The 22,111-nt window shown below is 47.0% G+C and carries 18 protein-coding genes and 2 pseudogenes; 16 read left to right on the top strand and 4 right to left on the bottom strand.

Translation table 11 applies throughout. The features are described from left to right. Positions 1-230 precede the first annotated feature (230 nt). From C4S39_RS03955 to C4S39_RS04015, 14 genes and pseudogenes are all read left to right on the top strand, one after another. Positions 231-775, top strand: a pseudogene (locus C4S39_RS03955) (hypothetical protein); the annotation flags it as partial. Positions 776-920: 145 nt separating this feature from the next. Further along, positions 921-2,870 (top strand): integrin alpha, encoded by a 1,950-nt coding sequence (locus C4S39_RS03960; RefSeq protein ID WP_103965752.1) that lies wholly within the window; start codon positions 921-923, stop codon positions 2,868-2,870. Between the two features lie 113 nt (positions 2,871-2,983). Further along, positions 2,984-4,912: an integrin alpha gene (locus tag C4S39_RS03965; protein ID WP_103965753.1), complete on the top strand. Its 1,929-nt coding sequence runs from the start codon at positions 2,984-2,986 to the stop codon at positions 4,910-4,912. A gap of 113 nt (positions 4,913-5,025) precedes the next feature. Continuing rightward, positions 5,026-6,993: an integrin alpha gene (locus C4S39_RS03970; protein WP_103965754.1), complete on the top strand. Its 1,968-nt coding sequence runs from the start codon at positions 5,026-5,028 to the stop codon at positions 6,991-6,993. Between the two features lie 154 nt (positions 6,994-7,147). Beyond that, on the top strand, positions 7,148-8,206 hold the full coding sequence (locus C4S39_RS03975) for a TIGR03032 family protein (protein WP_103965755.1): 1,059 nt from the start codon (positions 7,148-7,150) through the stop codon (positions 8,204-8,206). Positions 8,207-8,460: 254 nt separating this feature from the next. Further along, positions 8,461-8,979 (top strand): annotated as a pseudogene (locus tag C4S39_RS15690) (shikimate kinase); the annotation flags it as partial. Between the two features lie 60 nt (positions 8,980-9,039). Next, positions 9,040-10,131, top strand: coding sequence for a 3-dehydroquinate synthase (gene aroB, locus C4S39_RS03980; protein WP_258039276.1), 1,092 nt, complete (start codon positions 9,040-9,042; stop codon positions 10,129-10,131). Position 10,132: 1 nt separating this feature from the next. Continuing rightward, entirely contained in the window at positions 10,133-11,254 is a 1,122-nt protein-coding gene (locus C4S39_RS03985) for a deoxyguanosinetriphosphate triphosphohydrolase (protein WP_103965756.1), read from the top strand. Between the two features lie 309 nt (positions 11,255-11,563). Beyond that, positions 11,564-12,637, top strand: a complete 1,074-nt coding sequence (gene hemE, locus C4S39_RS03990; protein WP_103965757.1) for a uroporphyrinogen decarboxylase — start codon at positions 11,564-11,566, stop codon at positions 12,635-12,637. Between the two features lie 29 nt (positions 12,638-12,666). Beyond that, on the top strand, positions 12,667-13,356 hold the full coding sequence (locus C4S39_RS03995; RefSeq protein WP_103965758.1) for a response regulator transcription factor: 690 nt from the start codon (positions 12,667-12,669) through the stop codon (positions 13,354-13,356). Further along, a complete protein-coding gene (locus tag C4S39_RS04000; RefSeq protein ID WP_103965759.1) occupies positions 13,337-14,611 on the top strand; it encodes a sensor histidine kinase in 1,275 nt (424 codons plus the stop codon). Before C4S39_RS03995 ends, C4S39_RS04000 begins: the two co-directional genes overlap by 20 nt. A 298-nt stretch (positions 14,612-14,909) precedes the next feature. Continuing rightward, positions 14,910-15,866: a sodium-dependent bicarbonate transport family permease gene (locus C4S39_RS04005; protein WP_103965760.1), complete on the top strand. Its 957-nt coding sequence runs from the start codon at positions 14,910-14,912 to the stop codon at positions 15,864-15,866. A 49-nt stretch (positions 15,867-15,915) separates the two neighbouring features. Beyond that, the gene (locus C4S39_RS04010) at positions 15,916-16,233 is read left to right on the top strand and encodes a DUF190 domain-containing protein (RefSeq protein ID WP_103965761.1); all 318 of its coding nucleotides are present in this window, start codon (positions 15,916-15,918) and stop codon (positions 16,231-16,233) included. Between the two features lie 167 nt (positions 16,234-16,400). Next, on the top strand, positions 16,401-17,195 hold the full coding sequence (locus C4S39_RS04015; RefSeq protein WP_103965762.1) for a lysophospholipid acyltransferase family protein: 795 nt from the start codon (positions 16,401-16,403) through the stop codon (positions 17,193-17,195). Here C4S39_RS04015 and C4S39_RS04020 read toward each other — a convergent pair. From C4S39_RS04020 to C4S39_RS04030, 3 genes are read right to left on the bottom strand one after another with little or no spacing between them, the layout of a single operon-like run. Continuing rightward, positions 17,146-17,949: a symmetrical bis(5'-nucleosyl)-tetraphosphatase gene (locus C4S39_RS04020; RefSeq protein WP_103965763.1), complete on the bottom strand. Its 804-nt coding sequence runs from the start codon at positions 17,947-17,949 to the stop codon at positions 17,146-17,148. The two genes, C4S39_RS04015 and C4S39_RS04020, sit on opposite strands and share 50 nt — an antisense overlap. A gap of 6 nt (positions 17,950-17,955) precedes the next feature. Next, on the bottom strand, positions 17,956-18,762 hold the full coding sequence (gene dapB / locus C4S39_RS04025) for a 4-hydroxy-tetrahydrodipicolinate reductase (RefSeq protein WP_103965764.1): 807 nt from the start codon (positions 18,760-18,762) through the stop codon (positions 17,956-17,958). Positions 18,763-18,814: 52 nt separating this feature from the next. Next, on the bottom strand, positions 18,815-19,216 hold the full coding sequence (locus tag C4S39_RS04030; RefSeq protein ID WP_103965765.1) for an outer membrane protein assembly factor BamE: 402 nt from the start codon (positions 19,214-19,216) through the stop codon (positions 18,815-18,817). Between the two features lie 75 nt (positions 19,217-19,291). Here C4S39_RS04030 and fur point away from each other — a divergent pair, with 75 nt between their 5' ends. Both fur and C4S39_RS04040 read left to right on the top strand, forming a co-directional pair. Next, complete coding sequence (fur, locus tag C4S39_RS04035) at positions 19,292-19,732, top strand: ferric iron uptake transcriptional regulator (protein ID WP_103965766.1); 441 nt, start codon at positions 19,292-19,294, stop codon at positions 19,730-19,732. Positions 19,733-19,787: 55 nt separating this feature from the next. Beyond that, positions 19,788-21,008: a lytic murein transglycosylase gene (locus C4S39_RS04040; RefSeq protein WP_103965767.1), complete on the top strand. Its 1,221-nt coding sequence runs from the start codon at positions 19,788-19,790 to the stop codon at positions 21,006-21,008. 36 nt (positions 21,009-21,044) lie between these two features. On the opposite strand, the gene C4S39_RS04045 is transcribed toward C4S39_RS04040, so the two are convergent. Continuing rightward, entirely contained in the window at positions 21,045-22,031 is a 987-nt protein-coding gene (locus tag C4S39_RS04045) for a malate dehydrogenase (protein WP_103965768.1), read from the bottom strand. Between the last annotated feature and the right edge of the window lie 80 nt (positions 22,032-22,111).

Here is a 22,111-nt window from a genome sequence, read left to right on the forward strand (position 1 = left end):
ATGGCAACTGCCAGCATCGTTCACAATCTTCTCGCTGTATTTCAAGGGCTGATCAGGCTTTGGTAGAAACCTGCTTGCAGTGTCAGGATTATTCTGGATTGTCATTCAAATGTTTTTGTGCCAAAGATGCCTGATTTCGTCTACGTATTACTATAAAAATAATTTAAATTAACGGGTTGCGGCATGGAATGGGGTGTCTGTTTATAAGCAACCCGATCATCAAATCACCCGGTTCCAGCTACGTAATCTTCGGTCGCAGCGATTTTGCCGGTGGTGATGTGGACTTCCAGGGTATACCGGGAGACGATAATTTCACTGGAACCAAAGCGGCGGAAAGCTTTAAGGGTGAAGCCGGCAACGATCGCATGATCGGCCGGGGTGGTGTAGATTGGTTCGAAGGCGGGGCGGGTAACGATTACATCCGCATTTTAGACGATGATTCCGGGCTTGTCGACGGTGGCTCGGGTATTGATACATCAGGTCTGGCCGGAAGTAACTTTAACCTGGATCTATCCAGCGTGATTAATAAAATTCACGCTATCGAGATCACCGGTCTGTACGGTGTCGGGGATAATTCAATGACGTTGATCGCACAGGATGTCATCGATCTGTCAGATACGACGAATACCTTGAAGATCAAAGGCAATGCCCGGGGATAGCGTGATCGGGCTGAGCAGAGGCTGGACCGATGGCGGCTCGTGGTAACTTCCATGAATATACGCAAGGGGATGCGATGCTGCTGGTTGGCGTGAATGTGACGACGGATTTTGTTTAAGCGATGATGCGAGAAATTTTACTGACCGTTTAGGATGATAATTCTATTCTGCTTTGATTTATATCAATTTTGAGCGTCTCAGAATACTTTAATATTTCGCATAATGTTATTATTTAATGATCTTTTTTAGAAGGGAATTTTTATCATGGCAACCTTCAGTATTAATTTGTCCAGTCTTGATGGAAATAACGGTTTTCGTTTGGATGGGGAAGCAGCGGAAGACAGATCGGGACTTTCAGTCAGTACTGCCGGGGATGTGAATGGAGATGGTTTTGATGACTTGATTTTCGGGGTTTTTAGATCTGAGCCAAACGGCTCTTACTCCGGATCCAGTTATGTGGTGTTTGGTAAAGCCTCAGGTTTTAGCGCTGCGATGAATTTATCCAGTCTTGATGGCAGTAACGGTTTTCGTTTGGATGGGGTGGCAGCGGATGACAGATCGGGCTTTTCAGTCAGTAGTGCGGGAGATGTGAATGGGGATAGTTTTGATGATTTGATTGTCGGTGCCTACAGAGCTGATCCAAACGGTTATTCCTCTGGTTCCAGTTATGTGGTGTTCGGGAAGGCCTCAGGTTTTAGTGCGGCGATGAATTTATCCAGCCTTGATGGCAGAAATGGTTTTCGTTTGGATGGAGTGGCATCGGATGACCAATCGGGTGGCTCAGTTAGCAATGTCGGGGACGTCAACGGCGATGGCTTTGATGATTTGATTGTCGGTGCTGCCCTATCTCACACGAACCAAGAAGACGGTAGTTATTATGGCTCGAGTTATGTGGTGTTTGGTAGGGCCTCAGGTTTTAGTGCTGCGATGGATTTATCCAGCCTTGATGGCAGCAATGGCTTTCGTTTAGATGGGGTGAAAAGGCGAGATTATTTAGGCGACTCAGTTAGTAATGCCGGAGACGTTAACGGTGATGGCTTCGATGATTTGATTGTCGGTGCTTGGGGAGCTAGCCCTAACGGTAATTACTCAGGTTCCAGTTATGTGGTGTTTGGCAAGGCGTCAAGTTTTAAAGCTGTGATGGATTTATCCAGTCTTGACGGTAGTAATGGTTTTCGTTTGGATGGTGTGAAGTCATATGACTTATCTGGCCATTCAGTCAGCACTGCAGGAGATGTTAACGGAGATGGTTTTGATGAATTGATCATCGGTGCGAGTGGTATTGGTTCCAGTTATGTGGTGTTTGGTAGAGCCGCAGGTTTTAGAGCTGAGATGGATTTATCCAGTCTTGACGGAAGTAATGGTTTCCGCCTGGATGGCGCGACTGCTCAATCGATTAGCAATGCGGGAGATGCTAACGGAGATGGGTTCGGTGATTTGATTGTCGGCTCTTGGAGAACAGCCTCGAATGGCTCGGATTCTGGATCCAGTTATGTGGTGTTTGGCAAGGCCTCAGGTTTTAGTGCTGCGATGGATTTATCCAGTCTTGACGGCAGCAATGGTTTTCGTTTGGATGGAGTGGCGGGTGACCGCTCGGGCCAATCAGTCAGCGCTGCGGGGGATGTCAACGGTGATGGTTTTGATGACTTGATTGTTGGTGCTCCCGGGGCTAATTCCAGCTACGTGATCTTTGGCCGCAGCAGCTTTGTGGATGACGTGGATTTCCCCGGCACGCCAGGCGATGATAATTTTACCGGCACCACGGCGGCGGAGCGATTTGAGGGCGGGGATGGTAACGATCGCATGATTGGCCGTGGTGGCGCGGATTCGTTTGAGGGTGGGGCGGGCAATGATTATATCCGCATATTGGGCGATGACTTCCAACTCGTCGATGGTGGTACGGGCACCGATATCCTGGGACTGGCCGGCAGCGGGTTCAATCTGGATCTGTCTGGCGTGATCGATAAGATTCATGGGATTGAGACCATTGGTTTATACGGTGTCGGGGACAATACGTTGACTTTGACTGCACTGGATGTGCTTAATCTATCTGATAGCACGAATACCCTGAAAATCAAAGGCAACACCGGGGATAACGTGGTTGGGCTGAGCAGCGGCTGGACCGATGGCGGCATTCGCGGTAACTTCCATGAATATACGCAAGGTGAGGCGGTGATACTGGTTGGCGTGAATGTGGCGACGGATTTTGTCTAAGCGTTGGTGCGAGAAGCTTATGGGTAGTGAGATATTTTATAAAACAAAATCAACAGGTGGCGTTCATAACTATTGTTTTATTGATAAGCCTTGTTTAGAAAGGAGTTTTTATCATGGTAACCAAAAGCATTAATTTATCCAGTTTGGATGGTAGTAATGGCTTCAGGTTGGATGGGGTGGCTGCGGGGGATCTATCCGGCTTTTCCGTCAGCAGCGCGGGAGATATGAATGGCGACGGTTTTGATGATTTGATTATCGGCGCTCCGGGAGCCGATCCAACAGCATTCAATGACGGTTCTAGTTATGTGGTATTTGGTAAAGCGTCAGGTTTTAGTAATCAGATCAATCTTTCCAGTTTGGATGGCAATAACGGCTTCCGGTTGGATGGAATAGCAGGTGTTTATAATCATACACGCTCCGGTTACTCGGTCAGCAGTGCAGGCGATATTGATGGCGATGGCTTTGATGATTTAATTATCGGCTCTCCTTCCGCTGCTAGACGTTACGCCAGCAGCTATGCTTTTATCGTGTTGGGCAAGGAATCAGGGTTTGGTGCCACAATGGCTTTATCTGATCTGAATGGCGAAGATGGTTTTCGCATAAAAGGATTTGAGAGAAGCAATCTAGGCGAATCAGTGAGTGGGGGCGGAGATATTAATGGGGATGGTATTGACGATTTGTTTGTGGGCGCGCCGGGTGTAATTGATTTAACCAGAGGGTATGTATTGGGCGGCGGCTACGTGGTTTATGGCAGCGCCGCTGGCTTTAGTCCCAATTTATCATATCGAGACATAAGCGGCGATACTGGATTTGTCATAGTAGGCGAGAAATTAAATCAAGAGTCGGATATTCTTTTAACCGGCTATTCAGTCAGCGTGGCCGGCGATATTAATGGCGATGGTTATGATGATCTGGTTATCAATGCAGCAGCTTCTGGGTTTGAGTCTACTCTTAGACAAGGTGACAGTTTTGTCGTGTTTGGCAAAGCTTCTCAGTCGGATACGGTGGAGCTTTCCGGCTTGGATGGTCAAAATGGTTTCCGCTTGACTGGTGGCGTGGTGAGGGTTGTAAATAGTGCAGGAGACGTCAATGGCGATGGTCTTGAGGATTTTACTGCAGGTAGTTACGTGGTATTTGGCCAGACTGCACCTTTTGATCCTACCCTGGATGTGTCTAAGTTGGATGGCAGTAATGGGTTTCATTTGCAAGGAACTCCGGATCGAGGCCCTATCGACAAAGCCGGTGATGTCAATGGCGACGGATTTGGCGATTTAATTGTGACAGGGATCGATACGAGTGGAAATGGGGCGGGCATCAGCTATGTGGTATTCGGAAAAGCACAATTCGATGCCACGCTGGATTTATCCACTCTCGATACTGCAACGGGGTTTCGTGTGGAGGGAGGAAACGGCACGGTCAGTGGCGCAGGGGATATCAATGGGGATGGCTTTGACGATTTGATTGTGGGTGCTGCCGCAGCTGATCCCAATGGGGAAGATTCCGGTTCCAGTTATGTTGTATTCGGCGGCGATTTTACTCATTCGGTGACTTTTCGGGGCGATTCCGAGGATGATGATTTTACCGGTACCAAAGCGGCAGAGAGTTTCGTGGCTGGAGAGGGCAATGATAGGATGATCGGCCGTGGTGGGGCGGATGTGTTTCATGGCGGTCCAGGCAAGGATTATATTCGGATAGGGGATTCAAGTTTCCGGCTGGTGGATGGCGGAGCGGGAAACGATATCCTGGGATTGGCCGGTAGCGGCTTTAACCTCGATCTGAGTAGCGTTCGGGGCAAGATTCATGGGATCGAGACCATTGGTTTATACGGTGTCGGGGACAATACGTTGACTTTGACTGCACTGGATGTGCTTAATCTATCGGATAGCACGAATACCCTGAAAATCAAAGGCAACACCGGGGATAGCGTGGTTGGGCTGAGCAGTGGCTGGACCGATGGCGGCATTCGCGGTAATTTCCATGAATATACGCAAGGGGATGCGGTGATACTGGTTGGCGTGAATGTGGCGACGGATTTTGTTTAAGCGTTGGCGCGAGAAGCTTATGGGTAGTGAGATATTTTATAAAACAAAATCAACAGGTGGAATTCATAACTATTATTTTATTGATGAGCCTTGTTTAGAAAGGAGTTTTTATCATGGTAACCAAAAGTATTAATTTACCCAGTTTGGATGGTAGTAATGGCTTCCGCTTGGATGGGGTGGCTGCGGGGGATATATCCGGCTTTTCCGTCAGCAGCGCGGGAGATATAAATGGCGACGGTTTTGATGATTTGATTATCGGTGCTCCGGGAGCCGACCCAATTCCAGAATATTCTAGCGGTTCTAGCTATATTGTATTTGGTAAAGCGTCAGGTTTTAGTAATCAGATCAATCTTTCCAGTTTGGATGGCAATAACGGCTTCCGGTTGGATGGAATAATAGGTTCTGGTTATGCTACTCACTCCGGTTCTTCGGTCAGCAGTGCAGGCGATATTAATGGCGATGGTTTTGATGATTTAATTATCGGTTCTCCTGGCTTTAATAAACATTACAGCGCTGGCTATGCTTTTATCGTGTTCGGTCAGGAATCAGGCTTTAGTGCCACAATGGCTTTATCTGATCTGAATGGCGAGGATGGTTTTCGCATACAAGGAGCAGGTTCAATGCGTCTAGGCGCATCGGTGAGTGGAGGCGGAGATATTAATGGGGATGGTATTGATGATGTGTTTGTGGGTGCGCAGGGGGCTATATATCATTCGGATGGTGCCGGCTACGTGGTTTATGGCAGCACGGATGGCTTTAGTCCCATATTATCATTTAGTGACATAAGCGGCGATACTGGATTTGACATACAAGAAGGTGATTTTTCGGTTGTTCGTTATCCAGGTGTTTCAGTCAGCCTGGTCGGCGATATTAATGGCGATGGTTATGATGATGTGGTCATCGGTGCATTGTTGTCTGGGTTTGAGGATACCGAGCGACAAGGTGACAGCTTTGTCGTGTTTGGCAAGGCTTCTCAGTCGGATACGGTGGAGCTCTCCGGCTTGGATGGTGATAACGGCTTCCGCTTGACTGGTGGTGAGGTGAGGATTGTAAATAGTGCAGGAGACGTCAATGGCGATGGCCTTGAGGATTTTACTGCAGGTAGTTACGTGGTATTTGGCCAGACTGCACCTTTTGATCCTACCCTGGATGTGTCTAAGTTGGATGGCAGTAATGGATTTCATTTGCAAGGAAGTCAAGGTGGGGGTAGGAGTACACCTCTTCGAAGCATAGATCATAAGGAGATCGGCAAGGCTGGCGATGTCAATGGCGACGGATATGGTGATTTAATAGTGAGAGGGGTGGATACGAGTGGAAATGGGGCTAGCATCAGCTATGTGGTATTCGGAAAAGCACAATTCGATGCCACGCTGGATTTATCCAATCTGGATACTACAATGGGGTTTCGTCTGGATGGCGTGACAGCAGCTGAGGGAGAAATCGGAACGGTCAGTGGCGCGGGGGATATCAATGGGGATGGTTTTGACGATTTGATTGTGGGTGCTGCCGCAGCTGCTCCCAATGGGGAAGATTCCGGCTCCAGTTATGTTGTATTCGGGGGCGATTTTACTCATTCGGTGACTTTTCATGGCGATTCCGAGGATGATGATTTTACCGGCACCAAAGCGGCAGAGAGTTTCGTGGCTGGAGAGGGCAATGATAGGATGATCGGCCGTGGCGGGGCAGATGTGTTTCATGGCGGTCCAGGCAAGGATTATATTCGGATAGGGGATCCAAATTTCCGGCTGGTGGATGGTGGAGCGGGAAACGATATCCTGGGATTGGCCGGTAGCGGCTTTAACCTCGATCTGAGTAGCGTTCGGGGCAAGATTCATGGGATCGAGACCATTGGTTTATACGGTGTCGGGGACAATACGTTGACTTTGACTGCACTGGATGTACTTAATCTGTCGGATAGCACGAATACCCTGAAAATCAAAGGCAACACCGGGGATAGCGTGGTTGGGCTGAGCAGTGGCTGGACCGATGGCGGCATTCGCGGTAATTTCCATGAATATACGCAAGGCGAGGCGGTGATACTGGTTGGCGTGAATGTGGCGACGGATTTTCCGGTGATTTGACAGGATATTGGTAACAGACGCAAAATGCTCGTCCGTTATGCATAAATTGCGCTTGGTCGTCTTGTATGGATTGCTTCAGAAACGTTTTTTGCAATCCATCAACGTCATCAGGATTGATGGTTTGCAAACTATGAATTTAAACGTCAGGATATGAATGGATACTAACGAGACTACTCCGGCACCTGCGCCGATGCTGGAAATGAGTGCTTCCCGCCAAATGTTGTCTTGGCTGGCAGAACAGAAATTATCCATCGCTTTCACTACCTACCAGGTGGGTAAGCTGTATTTTATCGGCCTCAAGCCCGACAACGGGCTTTCGGTGTTTGAGCGCAGTTTTAACCGCTGCATGGGTTTATGTACGACGCCGAATGGTTTGTACATGAGCAGCCTGTATCAGGTTTGGCGCTTTGAGAATGTATTCGAGGCGGGGCAGCAGCAGGATGGTTTTGACCGGTTATATGTGCCGCAGATGGGTTACACCACGGGTGACCTGGATATTCACGACATGGCGGTGGATAGCGACGGCCGCCTGGTGTTTGTTAACACTTTATTCGGTTGCCTGGCCACATTGAGCGAAACGCATAGTTTCAAACCACTTTGGCGGCCTTTCTTCATCAGCAAGTTGGCGGCGGAAGATCGCTGCCATCTGAACGGTCTGGCGATGAGAGATGAGCAACCGGCGTATGTGACTGCGGTGGGGCAATGCGATGTGGCCGATGGCTGGCGTGAACATCGGGCTAAGGGCGGCATTGTCATCGACGTGCAACGCAATGAAGTTGTTTGCGGCGGATTGTCGATGCCGCATTCTCCGCGCTGGCACAATGGCAGATTGTGGTTGCTCAATTCCGGCACAGGGGATTTCGGATATGTTGATCTCGCATCCGGGCGTTTTGAGCCATTGTGCTTTTGTCCCGGCTATATGCGCGGCTTGAGTTTTCATGGCGATTTCGCTTTGGTGGGACTATCCAAGCCGCGCGAGAATAAAACATTCAGCGGCTTGGCGTTGGATGATCATCTTAAATCGCGTAATGCGGAAGCGCGTTGCGGCATTCAGGTGATCGATCTGCGCAGCGGGGATATCGTCCATTGGTTGCGTATCGAGGGCATGGTTGAGGAGTTGTATGATGTGGTTCCTTTGCCCCGCGTACGCCGGCCCATGGCGCTGGGTTTCAAGACGGATGAGATTCGCCGGGTATTGAGTGTTGAGACCTAGGATTCCGGCAAGTTCCTGGATTGCAGGATATAACGTCAGTTGCCTGCAACATAAGTTATTAAGACCATGAGATGATGTGCTTCACTTCACCGGTTCTGGTGAAGATTCAAATTCATAGCGCCTGATGCCAATGCTTTTTCATGAGCACAAAATACCGGATTCACCTTATTTGTGGATTGTTTGCAGACGGCTTGCCTCGTGCAATGCACGGGTTTTCAGCTACAATTGCAGGTATGAATTCGAGTAAGACAAAAATGCTGCCACCCATTCAGAAAAAATTGGGAGATACCAATATAATTTTAGTGGGAATGATGGGCGCCGGGAAAACGACGATCGGTAAAGCATTATCGAATTCTCTATGTAAAGCTTTTGTTGATTCCGACCATGAGATTCAGAGACGGACTGGCGTAAAGATTCCCGTGATATTTGAAATCGAAGGAGAGACTGGTTTTCGTAAACGCGAGTCCGAGGTATTGGCTGGATTGGTAGAAAAGAAGAATATTATTCTGGCCACCGGCGGAGGTGCGGTACTGAATGCAGAGAACCGCCAGTTACTGAGACGGGGTGGAATTGTTATCTATCTGCGGGCATCGGTTAATGATTTATATCGACGTACCCGCCATGACAAAAACAGGCCATTGCTGCAGACGACTGAAAATTTATACGCACGATTGAGTGAACTTTATATACAACGGGATGCGCTTTATCGTGAGACGGCGCATGTCATCATTGATAGCGGAAAACAAGGGGTGCGTTTCCTGGTGCAAAAACTGATAAACAAATTAATATCCACAGATTTCAATACAATCATGCAGAAAGATCCCGGGAGTGCCATGCAGACCGTCGCTGTAGATTTTACCCCTTCATTGGAGAAACGGAGTTATCCGATACATATTGGTTACGGAATTTTGCAGCAGGTCGACTTGATTGTTTCCTGCTTGCCGCAAAAACGGGTGGCTATCGTAAGTAATGCAACCGTGGCTCCTCTTTACCTGAACAACCTGCGTACCCGATTGAGGGAGAAAGGCGTGAGTTCCGTTCCGATTATTCTTCCGGATGGCGAGGCTTACAAAAACTGGGAAACTTTAAATTTGATTTTTGATGCGCTGCTGGAAAACCACTGCGAGCGCAATACTGCGATACTAGCGCTGGGCGGAGGGGTAGTCGGTGATCTGGCCGGTTTTGCCGCAGCAACTTATCTGCGCGGCGTGCCCTTTATTCAGATACCGACAACATTGCTGGCGCAGGTGGATTCCTCGGTGGGCGGAAAAACCGGAATCAATCATCCATTAGGCAAGAATATGATCGGAGCATTTTATCAGCCGCGTATGGTATTGACCGATAGTGCAACCTTGAATACCTTGCCGGATAGAGAGTTACGTGCCGGGCTTGCTGAGATCATTAAGTACGGCTTGATCCGGGATCCCGCTTTTTTTGAATGGCTGGAACAGAATATGCATCGCTTGCTTGCGCGTGACCCGGGGATACTGAATGAAGCCATTCAACGCAGTTGCGAAAACAAAGCGGAAATAGTGGCGGCGGATGAGAAGGAAAAAGGGATCAGAGCGTTGCTGAATCTGGGTCATACCTTTGGCCATGCGATTGAAAATGGCATGGGGTATGGCGTTTGGTTGCATGGAGAAGCCGTGGCGGCAGGAACGGTAATGGCAGCTGAGTTATCGCGCCGCATGAAGCTGATCAGCGAGGCTGATGTGCAGCGCATTCGCAGAATTCTTTTACAGGCTGAATTGCCGGTTGTCGCGCCTAAAATGCCGGCGGAGAAATATTTGCAACTGATGACTCTGGATAAAAAAGTGGAAGCTGGCAAATCACGTTTTATTGTTCTTAACCGGATAGGTGAGGCGGTGATGAGGGCCGATATTACGCCTGCCGTCTTAAATGAAACGATTCTGGCATGTATGTAAAATGAATGAACTGGCTGTTTATGCCGTGTCTTCCGAAAATTCCCGAGGGCGTGAGGTACCTGAGGAATCGCCTGCCGGGCGCAGCGAATTTCAGCGCGATCGGGATCGCATCATCCATTCCGCCGCTTTCCGCCGGCTGGAATACAAAACCCAGGTATTTGTTAATCACGAAGGGGATTTGTTTCGCACGCGCCTGACGCATAGCCTGGAAGTTGCGCAGATAGGGCGTTCCATAGCTAGAAATCTGGGGCTGAACGAAGACCTGGTGGAAGCGATTACACTGGCGCACGATCTTGGACACACGCCTTTTGGTCATGCGGGCCAGGATGCGTTGAATGATTGCATGCGCGATTATGGTGGCTTTGAACATAATCTGCAATCCTTGCGGGTTGTTGATGTGCTTGAGGAACGGTATGCAGCTTTTGACGGGCTGAATCTTTGTTATGAAACCCGTGAAGGTATACTCAAACATGTTTCCAGGAAAAATGCACAGAAACTGGGCGCCGTTGGCGAGCGTTTTTTGCAGCGGAAAAGACCTTCATTGGAAGCGCAGCTGGCTAATTTTGCCGATGAAATTGCGTACAATAATCATGATGTGGATGATGGGCTACGTTCGGGGTTAATCACATTGGATCAATTGGAAGGGGTGGCAATTTTTTCGCATCATTTGAAGCAGGTTAAAGAGAAATATCCGATACTATCCGAGCGTCGCATGGTTTATGAGACTGTGCGCGGTATGATCAATACCCTGGTGACTGATCTCATCCGGCAAAGCACGCGTAATATTAAAGAAGCGAAAGTTGATAGCTTGGTTGCGGTGCATGTAGCGCCGCCACTCATTGACTTTAGTCAGCAAATAAAAAAACAGCAGCAAGAATTGAAGAAATTTTTACTCGATAATCTTTATCGGCATTTTCGCGTGGTACGCATGAGTGCCAAGGCTCACCATACAATCGAAAGGCTATTTGCAGTTTTTAGCTCGGAAATAAAATTACTGCCCACGCAATATCAGAAAAAATTTGATCGGGAGGGTCATCAGGCAATTGCTGATTATATTGCTGGTATGACTGATCGGTACGCAATCAAAGAGTATCAGCGTTTATTCGCGATTGTCGAAAATTAGGTTTGCATCGATTGATTAACACGAAAGTCAATTTCTACGCAAATTTCCGGATTGAATAATGCCGGTTTGGCGATATATGTAAAGGCCGTTCATGGTAATATTATTAATTGGTAAAGGTGAGTCTTTATCAGGCTGTTGAAAAACTATCTGCAAGGCTGTTACTGCCTTAATGACAGACTCGAATTGCTCATTTGTTAGGCGTTTTTTTTTGTACCCGCTGCGCTTCTTTCGACTTTCTTGGGAGCATTTTCAACAATCTGTTAATGGAAATTGCCCGTTTAGAATAACAATAAGAGTTAGGTTTATTGAATGACAACGCTGAAAAATGATACGTTATTACGCGCATTGCTGAAACAACCTGTCGAGTACACTCCTGTCTGGTTAATGCGTCAGGCAGGCCGGTATCTTGCGGAATATAATGCGACGCGCGCGCGCGCGGGGGATTTTCTCGCTTTATGTAAGAATCCTGGATTCGCTACTGAAGTGACCATGCAGCCGCTTGCGCGTTTTCCGTTGGATGCGGCCATATTATTTTCAGATATTCTGACCATACCTGATGCCATGGGGCTAGGATTGTATTTTTCCCATGGTGAAGGGCCGATGTTTGAGCGTCCGCTACGAGAGGAAAAAGAGATCCGTGCGTTAAAGATTCCCGATCCCGGCAAGGAATTGCGTTATGTGATGGATGCGGTGTCGGAAATCCGCAAGGCATTGGATAATCGAATTCCCTTGATCGGTTTTTCCGGCAGTCCGTTTACGCTGGCTTGCTACATGGTGGAGGGACGTGGCGGAACCGAGTTTCGTGAAATCAAAACGATGTTGTATCAGCGTCCGGAATTATTGCATCATATTCTGGATGTGAATGCAAAGGCCGTGACAGCTTATCTGAATGCGCAGATTGAGTCGGGTGCGCAGATAGTCATGATTTTTGATACCTGGGGTGGAGCGCTTTCGCATGGGGCCTATCAGGAATTCTCCTTGCGCTATATGCAGCAGATTATTGCCGGATTAAAACGGGATCATGAAGGCATGCGCATTCCAAAGATTGTTTTTACCAAGGGTGGCGGTTTGTGGTTGGAATTAATCGCTGATATTGGTTGTGATGCCGTCGGTTTGGACTGGACTATCGATATCGGGGAAGCGCGCCGGCGGGTTGGGGATAAAGTTGCTTTGCAGGGAAATCTCGATCCTTCGGTGCTGTTTGCGTCACCAGAGGTGATTGCTGCGGAAGTTGAGAAGATACTGTTGAGCTATGGTGCTGGAAGTGGTCATGTCTTTAACCTGGGGCATGGAATTTCTCAGTTTACGCCACCCGAGAATGCAGCCGCTTTGGTAGAAGCGGTACATACGCTGAGTCGTAAATTTCACTTGGAGAGTGCTTAAGTTGATCTGAGCCGTTGCAGGAAGAAATTATGCATATATTGATTATTGAGGATGATTTGGCGATCGCAGCCAATCTTTATGATTTTCTGGAATCCAGAGGGCATACTGCGGATGCTGCTGCAAATGGCGTCGCGGGATTGCATCTGGCGGTGACGCAGCGATTTGATGCGATTTTGCTTGATTTGGGTTTGCCGAGCATGAATGGCATGACGCTGTGCCGGAAATTGCGCCAGGAATCGCAGATTGATACACCTATTTTGATGCTGACCGCACGCGATACGCTGGAAGATAAGCTGGCAGGTTTTGAGCAGGGAGCGGATGATTATTTGATTAAACCTTTTGCGTTAAAAGAGGTGGAAGCCCGCTTATTGGCGCTACATAAAAGGCATCTCGGCAAGGTTGCGAATCGTACACTGGAATTCGACAAGCTTACTTTTGATCCTAAGACATTGTCGATTCGCTTTGAAAACAAGAACGTGAAGCTTCCGCCCAAGTGTATACGCTTACTGGCGTTGATGATGAGTGAGCCAGGCAAGGTGTTCAGCCGCGAGGAGCTTGAATTGGAGGCTTGGGAGGATGTTCAGGAAACCAGCGATACATTGCGCAGTCACATGCATATTTTACGGCGTGCTTTAACCAAGGCGGGCGGTTACGATCCAATCGAAACGGTCCATGGTCTTGGTTATTGCTTGACATCTCGTGCTCAGATTTCCAAATGAACATAGCCTGCGCTATCGCGTTGCAGTAGCGCTGTCAACATTTAGTATCTTTATTGTTGGAACGCTGTGCATTATTCTCTATTTTGTTTCTGATGATATTGAGGAAGCGCATATTGAGCAAGTCGTTGAGATGGAAATGGATCATCTCGTTCAGCGCTACCAGATACACTCGGATTTTATTTCCCAGGTCGGTTCAAATCTTAAAAGCTATGTGATCCACGGTATGGATGACGAATTGCAGATTCCTGCCTATTTGCGGGGGTTTAGTTCGGGCTATCATCGTGTTTATTATGGTCTTGAAAATTACCATATTCGTGTGCGCGTGATCGATGGAGTAAAGTTTCTTGTAGCTTATCGAATTGCGTTGCATCAGCAGCGATTAAGCAAGCTTAGATTAATCATCCTGATTTCATGGTTTATTGTTGTGGCCATTGCGTTTGTAGTGGGTTATCTGTTGGCCGGAGTGCTGGTTAAGCAGGTTACGGATTTGGCCGAGCGGGTCAGTCAGCTTGCGACAGATAATGCCCAAGCCGGGTTGCTGGCGCAACCTGATATGGATGAAGAAGTCGCTCAGCTTGCTCATGCATTGGATGATTATCAGAGCCGTATTAAACGCATGCTGCAACGTGAGCAGGAATTCACCGCTAATGTCAGTCATGAATTAAGAACGCCAATTACAACCATTCTAACCAGTTGTGAATTGTTGGTCGCAACGCCTGATTTGCCGACCAGATCGCATTATCGAATAAGAATGATCGAAGCGGCTGCCACGCGCATGGGCGAGCAATTGCAAGCTTTATTGTTTCTAGCGCGAGAGCAGGGGTCGGGGGTTACAGAGCCTGTAGCCGTGGCCGAGTGTGTTTTTGATGCAGTTGAGCCGATATGTTCCGAAATTTATCGGAAAAAACTGAAATTTGAAGTGAATATTGCACCATCGATTACAATTATAGTCAATCGTCAGGCATTGCATACTGCACTAATGAATCTGCTGCGGAATGCCGTGCAATACACTGAAAGCGGTTTTATCCGTGTTGAGTTTAATAATCGCCGCTTATCAGTTTCAGATTCCGGTATTGGAATAGAACCTGCGTATTTACCCTTACTATATGAGCGTTTTTTTCGCGGCTCCGAGCAGGGGGAAGGACTGGGCATTGGGCTTGCGATTGTCAAACGAATCTGCAATTACTATAACTGGAGTATTGAGGTGGATAGTACGCCCGGAAAAGGTACCACGTTTCATATTATTTTTCCTTAATAATTGAATAGATAGTCGTCTGTTGCCTTCACGAATTCTTCACATTTCTTATGTTAACGTTTCGTGTGAAGAGCAATTCAGTCACGGGTTTCAAGAATCAAGAAGAGTGTTCCTTATCGTCGCCTACACCAACTAGGTGGTTACGTTTCGTAGAATCTCGGTTAAAAATTGAATTTCCCAAAACCTTATGGCTTGTGGGTTTTTTTATGCCGAATTTACGTTACTTTAAAGAATGTGGTAGTAAAAAGAATTTTTATAAACAAGAATTATATCTAATCAATAAATTAGGGAGTATTGCATGGCAACTATACAACCAGTAGTTTTGTTTTTTGTATTCGGGGTCTTGGCAGGTGTGATCAAGTCTGATCTGAAAATACCCGAAGCGTTATATAAAAGTTTAAGCTTGTTTCTGCTGATCGCCATTGGTTTTAAAGGCGGGGTGTCAATGGCCAAGTACGAAATCATGGAAGTACTCCCCATTGCGGGCTCAATGGTTGTCTTGGCGGCACTGATTCCATTGACGGCTTACCCGATATTAAGGTTCATTGGCAGATTTACTCAAGCGGATGCGGGTGCGATTTCTGCGCACTACGGTTCTGTGAGCGCGGTAACGTTTGCTGTGGGCGTGGCTTTTCTGGCGGCGAAGGATGAGTATTCCGAGGGGTATATGGTGCTGATTATGGCATTGATGGAAATACCGGCACTGGTGACCGGTACGATTCTGGCGCGTGCCGGTGCGAGTGGTGAAAAAACCCAATGGGGCAAACTGATGCACGAGATTCTAACGGGTACCAGTCTTTATCTATTGGTGGCCGGTGTGATTATTGGTTATTATGCCGGAGTCATGGATATGGTAGCCCCATTGGATAAGATGTTCATGGACTTATTCATGGGTGTGTTAGCTTTCTTCTTATTGGAAATGGGGTTGTTGGCATCATCCAGATTGAAAGCCGTTATGTCAAAGGGCGTATTTTTAATTGCATTTGGTATATTGTTTCCGCTAACAGCCGGATTATTCGGTGCTTACCTAGGTTGGATTTTTGGCTTGTCGGAAGGTGGCAGCATGTTATTGGCAGTATTGTATGCCAGTTGCTCCTATATCGCTGCGCCTGCGGCTATGCGCATCGCGGTTCCGGACGCGGATCCGGCGATTTCAATAGGCGCTTCGCTGGGAATAACTTTTCCTTTTAATATATTCATTGGTGTGCCAATATACTGGGAGATGGCGCATTGGTTTCATGGTATTGCAGTTTAGGGATTATTAAATTTTTGAATGATTATTGACCTTTCGGAAAAGATAAATTATGAATAATACAATCGTAATGAAACGATTCGAGATTGTTATCGGAATTGAGCAGCTCGAGCAATTGATGGATCTGTTGGACGAATGCGGGGTGCGTGGTTACACTGTCATTAAGAATGTCGGCGGGCTTGGATCGCGGGGTGTGCGTGATCCCGATGATGTTCTGACGGAGGAGGAGAATGTCATGGTGGTTCTTGCCTGTAAAGAGGAACAAGCGCAAAAGGTTGTTAACGAACTGAGACCGGCGTTAAAAGGTTTTGGTGGAATGTGTCTGGTTTCGGATTGTCTCTGGCTTGAGGGACCGGCTGCTTCTTATTGATGTCCGGTTTGTTCATAGATATCATCGTCTGGATGCTGTAATACGCGCGTATATTGCCTTTGCGTGTATTGCAGCATCTGATTTTGCTGCAAAAGAATATTAAAAGAATATTGGTTGGCTGTGGCTGCTTCCATCATCAAAGATAGTTCTGTCGCTTATCGCTCTTCATGCAAAAAAATACCCCGCTATTGTTGCGTTTTCTCCGCCTGACGCGTTTGCTGTTTCATGTCGCCTCGGGCTTATTGCAATCGGTGGTGTATCCCTATTTTCCTCTGTCCATTCAACGCAAATTGATGCAGCGATGGGCCGGTGGATTATTGTCTGTGCTTGAAATCAGACTGCAATGTCACGGAAGATTGCCTACTGCGGAAATTCCATGTGTGTTATTGGCCGCCAATCATATATCCTGGTTGGATGTTTGTGTGTTGATGGCAGTCTGCCCTACTCGCTTTGTGGCTAAGGCAGAAATTAGCCGGTGGCCGATTTTAGGGCGATTGAGCAGAAATGTCGGTACGTTGTTTATTGAGCGTGCAAAGCGTGCTGATACCTTGCGCATCAATCAACGAATCAGTGAAGTGCTGGAAAGAGGAGAGCGGGTTACGGTATTCCCGGAGGGAACGACAACCGATGGTACACGATTGGAACATTTTCATGCTTCGCTACTGCAATCGGCTGTAACAACCGATGCATTGCTTTATCCTGTTGCCATCAGATATCGCAATAGCGCCGGCGGAATTTGCCAAGAGGCGGTTTATGCAGAGTCGTCACTGGTTGTGTCATTGCAAAAAATACTGAGCCAAACAAGAATTGATGCAGAATTGACCTTTAACTCACCGATTTCTTGTGGCACCAAGAATCGTCGTGAATTGGCGCGATTGTCAGAACAAGCGATTGCCGATACCTTATCGTTGCCTATTGTGCACATGAAAGTTGAAAAACTTTCTGGTCTTCCAGGCGAATAGCGGTTAATCGTCCGCCCCAAACGCAACCCGTATCCAATGCAATCAAATTATCCGTTATGTGTAAACCTAGTGCTGACCAGTGACCACAAATAATAGTGCTATTTTGACTGATCCGGTGGGGTACATTAAACCACGGAAAATAGCCGGAAGGGATGGAATGTAAATTTCCTTTATAGGTGAAATTCATTTTGCCTTCTAATGTGCATACCCGCATTCTCGTCATGGCGTTAATAATAACTCGCAGGCGCATGTAATCAACCCATTCATCTTGCCAGTAATCGGGTTCGTCGCCATATATTCGTGAGAACAGATCCAGGTAATTATCCTGTTGTAAGGCATTCTCGACTTCGCGGGCTAATTGTTTCGCTTGTGAAATTGACCAGGACGGCAACAGGCCTGCATGAACCATGGCATATGAATCTTCGGAATGAAATAATTTTTGGTGTCGCAACCAATGCAGCAATTCTTCCCGATCAGGCGCATCAAGAATCGGTTGGAGGGTGTCATGGGAGAGGTTCTTTGCTTTTCCTGCGGCAACTGTTAACAGGTGTAAGTCATGATTTCCCAATACCATCAGTATGGCATCACCGGCTTGTTTAATATAACGCAATAGTGACAATGAATCAGGGCCGCGATTGACGATGTCTCCCACCAACCACAATCGGTCCTGTACGGGATCAAACCGGATCAAGTCGATCAGCCGCTGGAACTCGGTAAAGCAGCCTTGTAAGTCACCAATTGCATAGGTTGCCATGAGATGTTAACGCAAGCTCAGTACATCCTGCATATCGAATAATCCGTTTGGTTTGTCAACCAGAAAACGCGCCGCGCGCAATGCGCCCATGGCGAAAGTCATGCGGTTGCTGGCTTTATGTGAAATTTCCACGCGTTCACCGATGCCGGCAAACATCGCGGTATGATCACCTACAATGTCTCCGGCACGAATGGTTGCAAAACCGATAGTCTCCGGTTTTCTTTCACCAGTCACGCCTTTGCGTCCGTAAACCGCTACTTTACTTAAATCCATTTGTAAAGTTTGTGCGATCACCTCTCCCATGCGTAAAGCAGTACCGGATGGCGCATCGACTTTATGCCGGTGATGAGCTTCGATTATTTCAATATCATAGCCTTCATTCAGTGCCTTGGCGGCAATTTCCAATAATTTGAAAGTGACATTCACGCCGACACTCATATTGGGTGCGAATACAATGGCGATATCTTTTGCTGCTGCCTCAAGTTGGCTCTTTTCTTCGACTGAAAAACCGGTTGTGCCTATCACCATTTTTATCCCTATTTTCCGGCAGATAGAGAGGTGTGCCAGAGTACCTTCGGGTCGGGTGAAGTCAATCAGGTGATCACAATCCCTCAAAGCACTTGCAAAGTCACTGACAATCGGGATGCCGCAAGGTGTTCCTATTAATTCCCCTGCATCCTTATTCAAGTAAGGACTGCCTGTTCTCTCCAATGCGGCTGTTAATCGCATATCCGGGGCCTGTGTCACGGCCTCCAGCAGTGTGCGACCCATACGCCCGGAGCAGCCGGCAATTGCAATTTTTTGGATGGTCATTTTATTCCTGCAATGGTTTTGGGTTTAAGAATCAATTACCAATCTTGTTGAGCTATTGTTTTACCTCGTCATCTGATTGGGTTTCATTTTTATCAGAGTCACGCTCGATTGGTTTGGTTTTTGTGGCTTCTTGCGAAAATTGCATATAGTTTTCGATATTAATTAAAGTGTCATTTTCAAAAAAGAGCGTTAGCCGTTTATGCTCAGTTAGGTCTCCTTTCTCCCGCATTAAATAAACATAATCCCATCGATTTTCACGAAAGGCATCAACGATTAACGGAGAACCCATCACAAAGAGTACTTGGGATTTGGTCATGCCGAGTGTTAATTTTTCCAGCATTTCATCTGAAACAACATTGCCTTGTTGAACATCAATTCGGTATAGAATATGGGGGAGGAATGAGCATCCGGTGAATAGTAGAAAAATAAGCAGTGCGGAAAATTTTACAGCCATTTTATGAATAGTATGTTTTCAAAGTGAGCACAGCACTATATGATACAGTAAATAATTTTCCGGATAGAAATAACCATGAATAGCTCTGATGGTCTGAAAAGTATAGATCTTAAAAATATCGGTCTAAAAACTACGTTACCCAGACTCAAGATATTGAATCTTTTTGAGCAAAGTAGCATACGGCATCTGTCTGCTGAAGATGTTTATAAAGAGTTGCTCAATGAAGGTGAAGATATTGGATTGGCGACTGTATATCGTGTACTCACGCAGTTTGAACAGGCTGGCCTGCTTGAACGGCATCACTTTGAAAGTGGTAAAGCGGTATTTGAATTAAAGGGAAGCGGCCATCATGATCACTTGGTCTGCCTGCAATGTGGACGTGTAGAAGAATTTTACGACTCGGAAATAGAGAAACGCCAATTAAATATTGCAAAAGAACGTGGATTTACTCTGCAAGAACATTCACTCTCACTTTATGCCGACTGTATTAAACTCAATTGCCCACATAAGAAATAAACCATGCTTGCGATTGTCGCCCCCGCTGTCTTAATCAATTTTTTTGGCGTAAAGTATGACGCGTAAGAAATTCTGTTTAAGTATTGTTGTTGTGTTAGCAGAGTTGATTTCATTGCCATTTGCTTATGCTGATACTGCCAGTTTTGGCGAATGTATTTCCAGAATGAAGATTTTGGCGAGATCCGGGGGTATTTCAGACAGAACGGTGAATCAAGTATTAGATAAGGTCAAACATATTCCGCGTGTCATTGAACTGGACAGGCGGCAGCCTGAATTTACACAAACATTTTCGGGTTACTTTAATACACGCATCAATGATGAGCGTATTAAACGCGGTCGAGCGTTATTAGCACAATACCGTACATTATTGGAGAGAACTCAATTAGAAACAGGTATTCCGGCGCAATATTTGGTTTCATTCTGGGGATTGGAAACTAATTATGGCGGATATTTTGGTGATTGGCTGGTAACGGATTCTTTGGCGACATTAGCTTGTGATCCGCGTCGAAGCACCTTTTTTACGCAAGAGTTGCTCAATGCTATGCGGATCCTGGATGCGGGAGATATCGCCCATGAGCGGATGATCGGTTCCTGGGCGGGCGCCATGGGACATATGCAATTTATGCCCTCGACTTTCTTGAGTTATGCCAAAGACGTCGATGGTGACGGACGCCGGGATTTATGGGGCAGTATTCCGGATGCCATGGGATCGGCCGCGAATTTCTTGCGGGAACTGGGCTGGACGCCAGGATTGGATTGGGGACAGGAAGTTCGATTGCCGCCATCATTTGATTATGGATTGGCTGGCCGTGATCAAATGTTAAGTCTGGCAGCGTGGGCGAAGCTGGGGGTTACTACAACTTCTGGATCGCCTGTAGCATCGACAGAGCAGAAGTTTGCCCTGCTTGTACCTTCCGGTCATCAGGGGCCGGCGTTTTTAGTTTCAAAAAATTTTCACGTCATCATGCGCTGGAATCGTTCAGAGTTTTACGCATTGTCGGTGGGTCATTTGGCGGATCGCATTGCGGGTGCAGCTGCATTACATCGCATACCTCCGGCTGATACTGATAAAATATCCCGCGAACAAGTACGCCAGCTTCAGCTGGATTTATTGGCTTTAGGCATTGATGCAGGTGAAGTCGATGGCGTATTGGGCTCAACAACCCGCAAAGCAATCAGTCGCTTTCAGCAAAAAACACAACGTATTGCTGACGGACATTTGGATATAGCTTTATTAACTGCGATTCGTCAAGCAGCCAGCGTGGTGCCTCGCTAGAAATCATTAATAAGGATCCAGCAGCATGTCCGGTTTCTAAGTCAGAAGGTGCTTGATGGCCTCTTGTTCCGCAATCAATTCTTGATAACTTTGTTGCATTTTTACTTGATCAGACTGATTTGTTTCCAGGTTCTCAACGATTCTGTACTGACCGTTCTGACAGGTGACAGGGAAGCTGTAGATGACTCCGCTCGGAATACCATAGCATCCATTCGAAGGTACGCCCATCGAGACCCAGTCACCTTCCCGCGTACCGAAAATCCAATTCTGCATATGATTGATAATAGCGTTAGCTGCACTCGCTGCGCTGGATTTGCCACGACGTGCCTCGATAATTGCCGCACCGCGTTTTTGCACTACTGGAATAAAGTGATTTTCTACCCACGCAGAATCATTGATTAGCGAGGAAGCTTTATCGTTTCCTACTGTTGCATGACTTAGATCAGGAAATTGCGTATTTGAGTGATTTCCCCAAACGATAATTCGTTTAACATCTGACACGGGTACCTGAAGTTTAAGCGCAACTTGCGACAATGCGCGATTGTGATCCAATCTTAGCATTGCAGAAAAATTTTCTGGAGCAAGATCGGGGGCATTTTTTAAAGCAATGTAAGCATTCGTGTTGGCCGGATTGCCAACAACTAATACCTTGACATTACGCTTGGCAACTGCATTAAGTGCTTTTCCTTGTGAAATGAATATGGGGCCGTTGGCTGCAAGAAGATCCTTGCGTTCCATATTTTCTCCACGTGGCCGCGCACCCACCAGCAAAGCAATATCTGCATTTTCGAATGCAACTTCAGGATTGTCAGTGGTGATGATTCCAGCCAGTAGCGGAAAAGCGCAGTCGTATAGCTCCATGACGATGCCGTCAAAGAAAGATTGAGCCTCAGTAATGTCATGTAATTGCAGAATAACGGGCTGATCTTTACCCAACATGTCACCCGCTGCAATGCGATATAGCAGGCTATAACAAATCTGTCCGGTTGCACCGGTGACAGCGATACGAATAGGCGATTTCATTTTTTCCAATCCTCGAGAAGCCACCAATAGACTGGAAAATTGGCGGTATATGGGGAATAGTCAGCAAATTATACTTGCAA

Source organism: Nitrosomonas ureae (assembly GCF_900108305.1).
In the GTDB taxonomy this organism is placed as follows: Bacteria; Pseudomonadota; Gammaproteobacteria; order Burkholderiales; family Nitrosomonadaceae; genus Nitrosomonas; species Nitrosomonas ureae_B.

Excerpts from the sequence above, each read along its gene's own strand:
- C4S39_RS04045 (WP_103965768.1), bottom strand. The coding sequence starts at position 22,031 with ATGAAATCGCCTATTCGTATCGCTGTCACCGGTGCAACCGGACAGATT.
- C4S39_RS04005 (WP_103965760.1), top strand. The coding sequence starts at position 14,910 with ATGGCAACTATACAACCAGTAGTTTTGTTTTTTGTATTCGGGGTCTTG.
- aroB (WP_258039276.1), top strand. The coding sequence starts at position 9,040 with ATGCAGACCGTCGCTGTAGATTTTACCCCTTCATTGGAGAAACGGAGT.
- dapB (WP_103965764.1), bottom strand. The coding sequence starts at position 18,762 with ATGACCATCCAAAAAATTGCAATTGCCGGCTGCTCCGGGCGTATGGGT.
- C4S39_RS03965 (WP_103965753.1), top strand. The coding sequence starts at position 2,984 with ATGGTAACCAAAAGCATTAATTTATCCAGTTTGGATGGTAGTAATGGC.
- fur (WP_103965766.1), top strand. The coding sequence starts at position 19,292 with ATGAATAGCTCTGATGGTCTGAAAAGTATAGATCTTAAAAATATCGGT.
- C4S39_RS03975 (WP_103965755.1), top strand. The coding sequence starts at position 7,148 with ATGGATACTAACGAGACTACTCCGGCACCTGCGCCGATGCTGGAAATG.
- C4S39_RS03995 (WP_103965758.1), top strand. The coding sequence starts at position 12,667 with ATGCATATATTGATTATTGAGGATGATTTGGCGATCGCAGCCAATCTT.
- C4S39_RS04030 (WP_103965765.1), bottom strand. The coding sequence starts at position 19,216 with ATGGCTGTAAAATTTTCCGCACTGCTTATTTTTCTACTATTCACCGGA.
- C4S39_RS03970 (WP_103965754.1), top strand. The coding sequence starts at position 5,026 with ATGGTAACCAAAAGTATTAATTTACCCAGTTTGGATGGTAGTAATGGC.
- C4S39_RS04015 (WP_103965762.1), top strand. The coding sequence starts at position 16,401 with ATGCAAAAAAATACCCCGCTATTGTTGCGTTTTCTCCGCCTGACGCGT.
- C4S39_RS04020 (WP_103965763.1), bottom strand. The coding sequence starts at position 17,949 with ATGGCAACCTATGCAATTGGTGACTTACAAGGCTGCTTTACCGAGTTC.
- C4S39_RS04040 (WP_103965767.1), top strand. The coding sequence starts at position 19,788 with ATGACGCGTAAGAAATTCTGTTTAAGTATTGTTGTTGTGTTAGCAGAG.
- C4S39_RS03985 (WP_103965756.1), top strand. The coding sequence starts at position 10,133 with ATGAATGAACTGGCTGTTTATGCCGTGTCTTCCGAAAATTCCCGAGGG.
- hemE (WP_103965757.1), top strand. The coding sequence starts at position 11,564 with ATGACAACGCTGAAAAATGATACGTTATTACGCGCATTGCTGAAACAA.
- C4S39_RS04010 (WP_103965761.1), top strand. The coding sequence starts at position 15,916 with ATGAATAATACAATCGTAATGAAACGATTCGAGATTGTTATCGGAATT.
- C4S39_RS03960 (WP_103965752.1), top strand. The coding sequence starts at position 921 with ATGGCAACCTTCAGTATTAATTTGTCCAGTCTTGATGGAAATAACGGT.